This is a genomic window from Microbacterium sp. SCN 71-21, from assembly GCF_001725695.1.
GTDB classification, from domain to species: Bacteria; Actinomycetota; Actinomycetes; order Actinomycetales; family Microbacteriaceae; genus Microbacterium; species Microbacterium ginsengisoli.
This window is the reverse complement of sequence record NZ_MEGA01000073.1, coordinates 1-10,722: the sequence shown is the minus strand read 5'-3', so window position 1 is coordinate 10,722 and position 10,722 is coordinate 1. Positions and strand designations below refer to the sequence as shown.

The 10,722-nt window shown below is 70.9% G+C and carries 9 protein-coding genes; 5 read left to right on the top strand and 4 right to left on the bottom strand.

The genetic code is table 11. The annotated features are described in order from the left end of the window. The first annotated feature begins 40 nt into the window (after window positions 1–40). Together ABT08_RS10530 and ABT08_RS10525 are read left to right on the top strand one after the other, a co-directional pair. A complete protein-coding gene (locus ABT08_RS10530) occupies window positions 41–898 on the top strand; it encodes an FAD:protein FMN transferase (protein ID WP_288114908.1) in 858 nt (285 codons plus the stop codon). A gap of 11 nt (window positions 899–909) precedes the next feature. After that, window positions 910–2,466: an FAD-dependent oxidoreductase gene (locus ABT08_RS10525; RefSeq protein ID WP_288114907.1), complete on the top strand. Its 1,557-nt coding sequence runs from the start codon at window positions 910–912 to the stop codon at window positions 2,464–2,466. A gap of 30 nt (window positions 2,467–2,496) precedes the next feature. Here the strand turns inward: ABT08_RS10525 and ABT08_RS10520 are convergent, their stop codons facing one another. Together ABT08_RS10520 and ABT08_RS10515 are read right to left on the bottom strand one after the other, a co-directional pair. After that, on the bottom strand, window positions 2,497–4,011 hold the full coding sequence (locus tag ABT08_RS10520) for a sensor histidine kinase (protein ID WP_045248657.1): 1,515 nt from the start codon (window positions 4,009–4,011) through the stop codon (window positions 2,497–2,499). Further along, window positions 4,011–4,748 (bottom strand): response regulator transcription factor, encoded by a 738-nt coding sequence (locus ABT08_RS10515; protein WP_045248658.1) that lies wholly within the window; start codon window positions 4,746–4,748, stop codon window positions 4,011–4,013. Before ABT08_RS10515 ends, ABT08_RS10520 begins: the two co-directional genes overlap by 1 nt. Before the next feature lie 174 nt (window positions 4,749–4,922). Between ABT08_RS10515 and ABT08_RS10510 the strand changes: the two genes are divergently transcribed. Beyond that, a complete protein-coding gene (locus ABT08_RS10510; protein WP_045248659.1) occupies window positions 4,923–6,398 on the top strand; it encodes an ABC transporter permease in 1,476 nt (491 codons plus the stop codon). Between the two features lie 38 nt (window positions 6,399–6,436). Continuing rightward, window positions 6,437–7,165, top strand: a complete 729-nt coding sequence (locus ABT08_RS10505; protein ID WP_045248660.1) for an ABC transporter ATP-binding protein — start codon at window positions 6,437–6,439, stop codon at window positions 7,163–7,165. A gap of 67 nt (window positions 7,166–7,232) precedes the next feature. On the opposite strand, the gene gnd is transcribed toward ABT08_RS10505, so the two are convergent. Then, window positions 7,233–8,636 carry an NADP-dependent phosphogluconate dehydrogenase gene (gene gnd / locus ABT08_RS10500; RefSeq protein ID WP_056210369.1) on the bottom strand — a complete coding sequence of 468 codons (1,404 nt, stop codon included), beginning with the start codon at window positions 8,634–8,636 and terminating at the stop codon, window positions 7,233–7,235. A gap of 138 nt (window positions 8,637–8,774) precedes the next feature. Between gnd and ABT08_RS10495 the strand changes: the two genes are divergently transcribed. Further along, window positions 8,775–9,272 (top strand): gluconokinase, encoded by a 498-nt coding sequence (locus ABT08_RS10495; protein ID WP_056210122.1) that lies wholly within the window; start codon window positions 8,775–8,777, stop codon window positions 9,270–9,272. On the opposite strand, the gene ABT08_RS10490 is transcribed toward ABT08_RS10495, so the two are convergent. Then, entirely contained in the window at window positions 9,251–10,672 is a 1,422-nt protein-coding gene (locus ABT08_RS10490) for a PepSY-associated TM helix domain-containing protein (RefSeq protein WP_288114905.1), read from the bottom strand. The genes ABT08_RS10495 and ABT08_RS10490 overlap by 22 nt on opposite strands. Between the last annotated feature and the right edge of the window lie 50 nt (window positions 10,673–10,722).

The window sequence follows — 10,722 nt, the reverse complement described above, 5'->3', positions numbered from 1 at the left end:
TCAACAAGGCGATCGCCGAGATCAAGACCGAAGCGGCGGCGTGACCTTCTCCGCCCGTTGGGAGTTCGACGCGATCGGCACCCGGTGGGCGGTCGAGACGGAGGCTCCGGTCTCCGAGCGGGTGCGCACGACGGTCGCGGCGCTCGTCGCGCAGTTCGACGAGCAGTGGTCCCGGTTCCGGTCGGACTCGCTCATCGCGCGGCTGTCTGCGGGTGGCTCGGCGCCGCTCCCTGCGGACGGCACCTCGATGCTCGACCTGTACGCCCGGCTCTCGGACGAGACCGGGGGAGCGGTGAACCCGCTCGTGGGCCGTTCTCTCGACGCCCTCGGCTACGACCCTGCCTATTCGTTCCTCGCGGGTGCGGCGATGCCCGCTCCGGCGGCGTGGCGCGACATCCTGCACTGGCACGACGACACGCTCTCGCTCGACGCGCCTGCCGTGATCGATGTGGGCGCCATCGGCAAGGGACGCCTCGTCGACCGGGTGTCGGCGGTGCTCGCCGAGACCCATGACGCGCACGTCGTCGACGCGAGCGGTGACATCGCCGTGTACGGCGTGACCGAGCGCATCGGCCTCGAGCACCCCTACGATCCGTCCCGCGCGATCGGGGTGGCCACGGTCGCGTCCGGGGCGCTGTGCGCCTCCGCCGTGAACCGTCGGGCGTGGGGCGACGGCCTGCACCACGTGCTCGATGCACGCACCGGCGAACCGGTGCGCACGGTCGCGGCGACGTGGGCGATCGCCTCCGATGCGATGACGGCGGATGCTGCGGCCACCGCGCTGTTCTTCGACGAGGGGCCGCGGGCCGCGGCATCCCTCGACGCGCACTGGGTGCGCATGACGACCGACGGTCAGGTCGAGTGGTCACCCGACGCGCCCGTCGACCTGTTCTTCTGAAAGGGGCTCCGATGAACGCTCAGCTCTCCGCGCTCTGGAACCGCGTGTTCGCGGTGCTGGGGCGCGTGTCGATGTACCGACTCGTGCTGCTCTCCCTCGCCGCGCTCGCGGTGATCTCGCTGGCGCTGTCGTTCGCCGGGCTCGTCGGCCCGACCCCGGGCGAGCTCGCCGCGACGGCAGCGGTGCTGGTGGTCGTGTGCGTCGCGACGGATGCCGCGGCTCAGCGCCTGCTGCGCCTCGGTGGTCGCATCGAGTCGTCGCTCATCACGGCCGGCATCCTGCTGTTCGTGCTCTGGCCGACACTCGACCCGGCGGGACTCGGCGGCATCGCGATCGCGGGCGCGGTGGCCGCGGCATCCAAGTACGTGCTCGTGTGGCGGGGACGTCACGTGCTCAACCCGGCCGCAGCCGGGGCGACAGCGCTGACACTGCTCGGCATCGCCGTGCCGGCGCTCGGCGCCTCCGGCTGGTGGGTGGGAGCGCCCGCGCTCGCGCTGCCGGTGGCGCTGTTCGGCCTTGCCGTCGTCTGGCGCACCGAGAAGGTTCGGGTGGTGCTGCTGTTCCTGGTGCTCGCCGTCGGGGTCTCGGTCGTGCGCCAGGCCGTGCAGTATGCCACCGCCGGCTTCGCCTTCGACCTCGGCACGGCGCTGCAGTTCGCGCTGCTGCAGAGCCCGTTCCTCTTCCTCGGCGCGTTCATGCTGTCCGAGCCCCTGACCCTTCCGCCACGTCGGTGGCAGCAGTTCGCGGTCGCCGCGGTCGCGGGTGTGCTGGCCGGCTGGCCGATCCCGCTCGGTGAGATCACCCTCGGCCAGGAGCGGGCGCTCGTCATCGCCAACCTCGTCGCCTTCGCGTTCGCGCTGCGTCAGGCGGTGCGGCTCACCCTGGTCTCCCGCGAGCAGCTCGCCCCGACGCTCGCCGCGCTCACCTTCCGCGCGAAGCGGCGCTTCCGGTTCGAGGCGGGGCAGTACCTCGAGCTCGACGTGCCGCATCGGCGACCGGACGCCCGTGGCACCCGCCGCGAGTTCAGCATCGTGTCCGCTCCCGAGGACCTTCCCGAGGTGCGCATCGCGTTCCGCGACGGTCGGGGAGCGCAGAGCTCCTACAAGCGCGCTCTCGCCGCGGTCGAGCCGGGAGACGTGCTCGCCGCCACCGGCGTCTGGGGCGACTTCGTGCTGCCACGCACGCCGGCCCCCGTCCTCCTGGTCGCGGCGGGGATCGGGGTGACACCGTTCGTGTCGCAGCTGCGCCACGACCACCTCGCAGGCATCGCGCGCGACACGGTGCTCGTCTACGTCGCCGCAGGCGCCGACGACGTCGTGTTCCGCGACGAGCTCGCGCGCACCGGCGTCCCGGTCGTGGTGTTCACCCGAGAAGACCCGGGCGCGCTTCCGGCGGGCTGGCGCTGGGCTGGCGGATCCCGATTGGATGCCGCGGCTCTCCGCAGCGCCGTTCCCGATCTGTCCGCGCGCCACGCGTACATCTCCGGCCCGGCGGCGCTGATCGCCGACCTCGCGCCGGCGCTCGCGAGCGCGAAGTCGGTCGCGACCGACGCCTTCAGCGGCTACTGAGCGGGCGGGCGCGGAGCCCACCCGCCCGGCTCACGCGGCGTCGGCGCGGGCGATCTGCTCGGGACGAGCGGGGAGACGCACGGTGAACGTGGTGTCGCCCGGCTTCGACGACACCACGATGGAGCCGTGATGCGCGTGCACGATGGCGCGGGCGATCGAGAGGCCGAGCCCGGTGCCGCCGGTGCGGCGGGCGCGTGAGGAATCGGCGCGCGCGAAACGCTCGAACAGCTCGTCGGCGATCTCCGGGGCGATGCCCGGACCGTCGTCGTGCACGGACAGCACCGCCTCGCCACCCTGCTGCTGGAGGGTCAAGGTCACCGTGGTGCCCGCCGGGGTGTGGGTGCGCGCGTTGGCGAGCAGGTTGACGATCACCTGGCTGAGCCGCGCGGCGTCGCCGGCGACAACGATGGGCTCCGCCGCGACATCCATCACCCAGGTGTGATCGGGTCCGGTGTGCTGTACGTCGCCGAGCGCCTCGACGGTGACCCGGGTGAGGTCGACGCCGCTGTAGACGAGTTCCTGGCCCTCTTCCAGGCGCGCCAGGAGCAGCAGGTCCTCGACGAGGGCCGACATGCGCAGCGACTGCGCCTGGATGCGCTCCAGCGCCTGCTCGGTGTTCTCGATCGCCATCGCCGGTGCCTGACGCATCGCGCGCAGCGACAGCTCCGAATAGCCGCGGATGGAGGCGAGGGGTGTGCGCAGCTCGTGGCTCGCGTCGGCGACGAACTGCCGCATCCGCTCCTCGTTGCGATGGCGCGCGGCCAGGGACTCGTCGACGTGATCGAGCAGCGTGTTCAGGGCGAGTCCCACGCGCCCGATCTCGGTCGTGTCGTCGGTCTGCCCGTTCGGCACGCGTTCAGAGATCGACACGTCACCCTCGGAGAGCGGGAGCGCGGCGACGCGCGTGGCGGTGTCGGCGACGGCACGCAGCGGAGCGAAGCTGCGCCGGATCACGAAGGTCAGGATGATGGCGAGCAGCAGGAGGCCGCCCACCGTCACCCCGGCCACCGTCGTGAGGATGGGGGTGACGGTCTGGGTGAGCGTCGATGTCGGGATGCCGATGATGACGTAGGTGCCTCCGGGCGCCGTCGCCGCCATCAGGCGGTACTTGCCCAGCGTTCCCGCGGTCGCCTCGGTCACCGCGCCGCTGTCGGGATCGCCCGGTGTGCGCAGGTCCGCGATGAGCGCGGACTGGTCGGCCGAGGTCATCGTGTGCACGGTGAGGTCGCTGCCGACGTAGGCGCCGGTCACGGTCTGGGGTGACGTCGGCCCGTTCGAGAAGTTCTGCACCACCAGGAGGAAGCCGGCCTCCTGGCGTCCGCCGGTGAGGATCTCGGCCGCGGTCGAGGTCTGATCGACCCGCAGCAGCTGCATCTCGTTCGTGAGGCGCGCGGTGAGGTTGTCCTGCAGGATGTGGTTCAGGATCGCACCGGTCGCGAAGCCGATCGCCACCAGCAGAACCGAGACGAAGCCGATCACTGTGACCATGAGGCGCGTCTGCAGAGACCAGCGGCGTCGCAGCCACTGCCGGGGGGAACGGGCCATCACTGCGAGGCTTTGATCATGTAGCCCACGCCGCGCACCGTGTGGATGAGGGCCTGGGTCTCGCCCGCGTCGATCTTCTTGCGAAGGTACGAGATGTACAGCTCGACGACGCTGGAGCGTCCGCCGAAGTCGTAGTTCCAGACGCGGTCGAGGATCTGCGCCTTCGACACGACGCGACGCTGGTTGCGCATGAGATAGCGCAGCAGCTCGAACTCGGTCGCGGTCAGCTCGATCTCGCGTCCCGCGCGTTCGACCTCGTGGCTGTCCTCGTTGAGGGACAGGTCGCCGACCCGCAGGATGGGTTCGGCGTCGCTCGCCTGGGCGGTTCCGGCGCGACGCATGAGACCACGAAGGCGCGCGACGACCTCCTCGAGGCTGAACGGCTTCGTGACGTAGTCGTCGCCGCCGGCGGTGAGTCCGGCGACCCGGTCGCTGACCGAATCCTTCGCCGTGAGGAACAGCACCGGCACATCGCTGCCGGCCTGGCGCAGGCGGTGCAGCACCGACATCCCGTCGAGGTCGGGCATCATGATGTCGAGCACCATGGCGTCGGGCTCGAAGTCGCGGGCCGCCTGCAGCGCCTGGAAGCCGGATGCCGCGGACTTCACGTCCCAGCCCTCCATGCGCAGAGCCATCGACAGCAGATCGGTGAGCATCTGCTCGTCGTCGACGACGAGCACACGCGGGGGAGTCCCGTCGGCGCGGGTGAGGGCGGGTGCAACGGTGGGCGTGGTCATACCTCCGATTCTGCGCGCCTGTCTATGAGTCGACTATGGCAGATCCTATGTCCCTGCTGTGAGTTTCGGAAGGCTCTCCCTTCATCGGCGGCACATAGGCGACAGATGTCGCGCACATCATCCCGGTGCCTACCGTCCCAGGCGGGACACAGACCCCGAGAGGAGACCTTCCACATGTATCTGAGATACCTGCGCCGCGAGCTCGGTGGGCGCAAGAAGCAGACGGCGATCGTCGCGGCCGGACTCGCAATCGCCATCGCGCTCGTCGTCATCGTGAACTCGCTCGCCGCAGGCGTCAAGGACGCGCAGAGCCAAGCGCTCGCGTCCGTCTACGGCGTCGGCACCGACCTGACCGTCACCGGAGCAGTGAGTCAACCCGGATCATCCACCGATTCGAGCAACGGCCGCTTCCAGTTCGGCAGCGGCGACGGCTCGACCTCCGACGGCACGACGACCCTCAGCCAATCGCGCCTGGTCACCGACATGCGCCGCGGCACGCTCGACGCCACCGCGCTGTCGACGGTCACCTCGACGACCGGGGTGGCCGCGGCATCCGGCGCGCTCAGCCTCACCAACATGACCTTCTCGGGGCAGATCCCGTCGCAGAGCTCGTCGAGCGGGTCGACCGGCACCCAGGGTCAGCCGCCGTCGGGCGGCGAGAGCGGGGGCGCGGGCGGCCCCAGCTCGTTCGACGTGAACTCGTTCACGGTGCTCGGCATCGACCCGTCGAACGCCACTGTCGGCCCCCTCTCGGCGGTCACCGTCAGCTCCGGCCGTCTGCTCACCGCGAGCGACAAGGGCACCGACGTCGCGGTCGTCGACTCGACGTACGCCACGAGCAAGAGCCTCGCCGTCGGCAGCACGATCTCGGTCGGCGGCACCGACATGACCATCGTCGGGATCGTCGCCTCGAGCACCTCGGACTCGTCATCGGCCGACACGGCCAGCGACGTCTACATCCCCTTGGATGTCGCGCAGAAGCTCGCGGGCGTCGGCGACGTGGTTTCGACGATCTACGTGCAGGCGACCTCCGCCGATGCGATCTCGAGCATCAAGACGGACCTCAGCGCCGCGATCTCGGGTGCGACCGTGAGCTCGCAGAGCGACCTCGCCTCGACCGTGTCGGGCTCGCTGTCCAGCGCCACCTCGCTCATCACCAACCTCGGCACCTGGCTCTCGGTCATCGTGCTGGTCGTCGCCCTCGCGCTCGCCGTGCTCTTCACAATCTCGGGCGTCTCACGACGCACGCGGGAGTTCGGCACCCTCAAGGCGATCGGCTGGTCGAACGGCCGAGTCGTGGGGCAGGTCGCGGGGGAGACCCTCGTGCAGGGCCTCATCGGCGGCGTCGTCGGACTCGTGATCGGCCTCGCCGGGATCATCATCATCAACATCGTCTCCCCGACGATCTCCTCCGCCCCGTCGACCTCGACCGGCGGTCAGGGCGGTCCCGGCGGCGGTGGCGGCGCACCGGGCGGCTTCGGTCAGACGACCCAGGCGGTCAGCAACATCGTCCTCCACGCGCCCGTCACCGTCTGGGTGATCGTGGCGGCCATCGGCCTGGCCGTGCTCGGCGGTGTCGTCGCAGGCGCCTTCGGCGGCTGGCGCGCGGCGCGGCTGAGCCCTGCCGAAGCCCTCCGTTCGGTCGCGTGAGCCGCGGCATCCCTTCGACACAGGTCAGGACAGGACACATGGACACCACCATCGACACCACACCGGAATCGGTCGAGGCGCCCGTCGCCGCGGCCGGCTACCGACTCAGCGCCGTCGTGAAGACGTACGCGCAGAAGAAGCGCACCGTCACCCCTCTCAAGGGGGTGGATCTGGAGATCGGCGCGGGCGAGTTCGCGACCATCCAGGGCCCGACGGGCGGCGGCAAGTCGACCCTGCTGCAGCTGCTCGGGGCGCTCGACCGCCCCACGAGCGGCAGCGTGAAACTCGGCGACATCGACATCGCGACGGCGTCGAACGCACAACTGGGACGCCTTCGCGCCACGCAGATCGGGTTCGTCTTCCAGGGCTTCAACCTCATCCCGACGCTCACCGCCCAGGAGAACGTCGAGATGGGACTCGCCCCGCTGGGCCTTCCCGCGGCCGAACGGCACGCGCGGGCGGTCGAGGCGCTCACCCACGTGGGCCTCGCCGACCGGCTCGACCACAAGCCGGGCGAGCTGTCGGGAGGTCAGCAGCAGCGTGTCGCCATCGCGCGCGCCACGGCGAAGCGCCCCGCTGTGCTGCTGGCGGACGAGCCCACCGGCAACCTCGACGAGAGCATGCGCGACGAGATCCTCGTGCTGCTGGAGTCGCTGAACGCGGAGGGGCTCACCCTCCTCGTGGTGACCCACGACTCGGCCGTCGCGAAGCGCGCGCATCGGCGTCTCCGCCTCGAGAAGGGCGAGGTGCGCGACATCACGCGCTGACCCCCGTACACGCGAACGGCGCGCGGTCCCGGATGCCCCGGGGCCGCGCGCCGTTCGTCGTGCGGGGTCAGTGCGTGTCGACGGCCTCGATCTCGGTGCGGTCGCCCGACCACTGCGTGTGGAAGGTGCCGTCGCGGTCGACGCGCTTGTAGGTGTGGGCGCCGAAGAAGTCGCGCTGTCCCTGGATGAGGGCCGCCGGCAGCCGGTCGGCGCGCAGGCCGTCGTAGTACGACAGCGACGACGAGAACGCCGGGCTGGGGATCCCGGATGTCGCGGCCACCCGCACGATCTCACGCCACGCGCTCTGCGCGCGCTCGAGGGCGTCGACGAAGTACGGGGCCGTGAGCAGGACAGGGAGCGTCGGCTGCTCGTCGTAGGCCTCGGTGATGCGGTTGAGGAACTGGGCGCGGATGATGCACCCGCCGCGCCAGATCGAGGCGACCTTGCCGAGGTCGATCGACCAGTCGTACTGCGCGGCGCCGGCGCGGATCTCGTCGAACCCCTGCGAGTACGCCACGATCTTCGACGCGTAGAGCGCGAGGCGCACCTGCTCGACGAACGCGTCGGCGTCGTCGACCGCGATCTCGCCGCGCGGGCCGGGCAGGTTCTGCGACACGGCGCGCTGCTCGGGGTGGCTCGACAGCGAGCGGGCGAACACGGCCTCCGCGATACCCGACACGGGCACCCCGAGGTCGATCGCCGTCTGCACGGTCCAGCCGCCAGTGCCCTTCGCTCCGGCCTGGTCGAGGATGACGTCGACGAGCGGGCGACCGGTGGTGGCATCCGTCTGTCGCAGCACCTCCGCCGTGATCTCGATCAGGTAGGACTGCAGCTCGCCCTCGTTCCACGCCGCGAAGATGTCGGCGATCTCGGCCGGCGACTTGCCGGTGCCGCGACGGATGAGGTCGTAGGCCTCGGCGATCAGCTGCATGTCGGCGTACTCGATGCCGTTGTGCACCATCTTCACGAAGTGGCCGGCACCGTCGTGTCCGACGTGCGTCACGCACGGCTCGCCCTCGGCGATCGCGGCGATCGAGCGCAGGATCGGCCCGAGCGTGGTCCAGGACTCGTCGGAGCCGCCGGGCATGAGCGAGGGGCCGTTGAGCGCGCCCTCCTCGCCGCCGGAGACGCCCATGCCGACGAAGTTGATGCCCGTCTCGCGCACGCGCTTCTCGCGGCGGATCGTGTCGGTGAAGAGGGCGTTGCCGCCGTCGACGATGATGTCGCCCGGCTCGAACACCGAGATGAGGTCCTCGATGACCGCGTCGGTCGGGCCGCCGGCCTTGACCATGATGATCGCGGTGCGCGGCTTCTGCAGCGACGCGGCGAACTCGGCGTAGTCGCGCGCGGGCACGAATCCGGCCTCGGGGTGCTCGGTGAGCAGCTCCTCGGTCTTGGCGTAGGTGCGGTTGAAGATCGCCACGGTGTTGCCCTCGCGGCTGGCGAGGTTGCGGGCGAGGTTCGACCCCATGACGGCGAGTCCGACGACTCCGATGTTGGCTGCTGCCTCGGTCACTGATGCTCCTTGGATGCGCGGCGAACGCCGCAGAAACGTGCGCTTCCAGCCTAGAGGGCGCGGGGCCGCCCGGCGGGGCGTCAGACTGGGGCGATGGGGATCGTCGTGGCCGGGCCGAGCGGTGTCGGCAAGACCGTCGTCGGCGAGGCGCTCGCCGCTCGCCTGGGCGCGCCGTTCGTCGACGGCGATGTGCTGCATCCGCCCGAGAACATCGCGAAGATGTCGGCCGGGGTGCCGCTGACGGACGCCGACCGCTGGCCGTGGCTCGACCGCGTCGCTGCGGCCGCTCGGGAGGGCGCGGTGGTCGCCTGCTCCGCCCTCGCGCGCCGCTACCGCGACCGGCTGCGGGCTGGCGACCCGGCGGTGCGATTCATCGTGCTGAGCGCCGATGCGGCGGTGTTGGAGGAGCGGATGCGGGCGCGCACCCACTTCATGCCGCCGTCGCTGCTGGCCTCCCAGCTCGCGCTCGTCGAGCCGCTCGATGCCGACGAACCCGGGGTCGCACTCGTCTCCGACCTGTCGCCTCAGGCGACCGCCGAGCGCGCGCTCGACGCGCTCGGCGGCACCGCTCAGACTGAGCCGAAGAACTGACGCAGCGCCGGCACGCGCCGGATCACGAGCAGGTCGAGCGCGAGGATCACCAGCAGCGACAGCCCGAACAGCGGGAGGAAGAGCCCGAGTGCCACGACGGCGGCGAGCAGCACGATGTTCGTGAAGAGGGGGAGTCGCCCGCGTGGGGCCGCCATGCCCGTCGCGCCGCCGCGACGCTTCCACCAGAGGACGGGGCCTGTCACGCACAGGAAGATCACGCCCAGGCAGAACGCGGTCGTGATGACGGTGTTGAGCGGGCCGAAGCGGCGCCCCTCGTGCCCGGCGATGCCCTGCGACACGATCTTCGCGAGCGTGCTGTAGTCGGCGTAGCCGTACTGTCCGACGACCGCGCCGGAGTACTGGTCGACGTGCACGGTCGTCTCGAGCGAGACATCCGATTCGGCCGGGTTCCCGTTGTTGTGCCACTGATCGCCGAAGACGCTGTAGACGCCCGTCTCACCTTCGGGGTAGGCGACGAAGTACGGCTCGGGCGCGCCCTGCGCGCGGGCGGTGGCCACGGCGGTGTCGATCGAGATCACCGAGCCCGCCCCCGTCGACGTGCCGGTCCGTCCCTCGGAGATCGCCCACCCGGCCGGTCCCGACGATCCGTCGGTGCGCTCGATCAGGTCTCCGACGGTCGAGGACGCCCCGGGGTCCTCACCCCAGAGCCCGGTGCCGTTCTGCGCCGCGACCTGCTGTGCGTGTGCGCCCCAGAACCCGGTCCAGGGCAGGCCCGAGACGACGAGGAACAGGATGCCGACGCCGACCCCGAGACCGACCCAGGCGTGCGTGGAGCGCACGCCCGACATCGACAGGCGCTTACGCCGGGCGCCGACGCGCGGCTTGCGTCCGAGGAAGAAGATGATGCCTCCGGTGATCGACAGCACGATCGCCCAGCAGGCGCCGAGCTCGATGACGCGATCGCCGAGGTCGCCCGCGAGCAGCGTGCCGTGGATGCGCAGAGCCCAGTCAGAGACGAGGTCGTCGGTCGACAGGTCGCCGGTGACGCTCGCGCGGAACGGGTCGACGTAGACGTTGCGGGTGGTGTCGCCGACGGCGGTGACGAACATCGTCGACCGGTCGCCCGAGTTGTCGGTGACCGAGAGGATGTCCCGGTCGGGGTAGGCGGCGCGCACGGCGGCCTCCTGCGCCGACAGCGGGGCGCGCTCCGCGCCCGCGGATGCGCTCACGGTGAGCACGCCCGGGTGGGTGAGGGCGTCGACCTGGGCGCGGTAGAGATAGGTGAGCCCGGTGATCGCGAGGACGAGCAGCACGGGGATGACGATCGCCGAGCCGTAGAAGTGCCACCGCCAGAACGCCGCGAACCAGTTGATGCGCCGGCGGCGCGGAGCCGGTGCGGGGGTGGCGGCCTCGAGCGGAGGCGCGTCGGCGGTGGTCATGGCGGTGCTCCCGGGGTTGTCAGCAGATATGTCTACAAATCGTAGAGTAA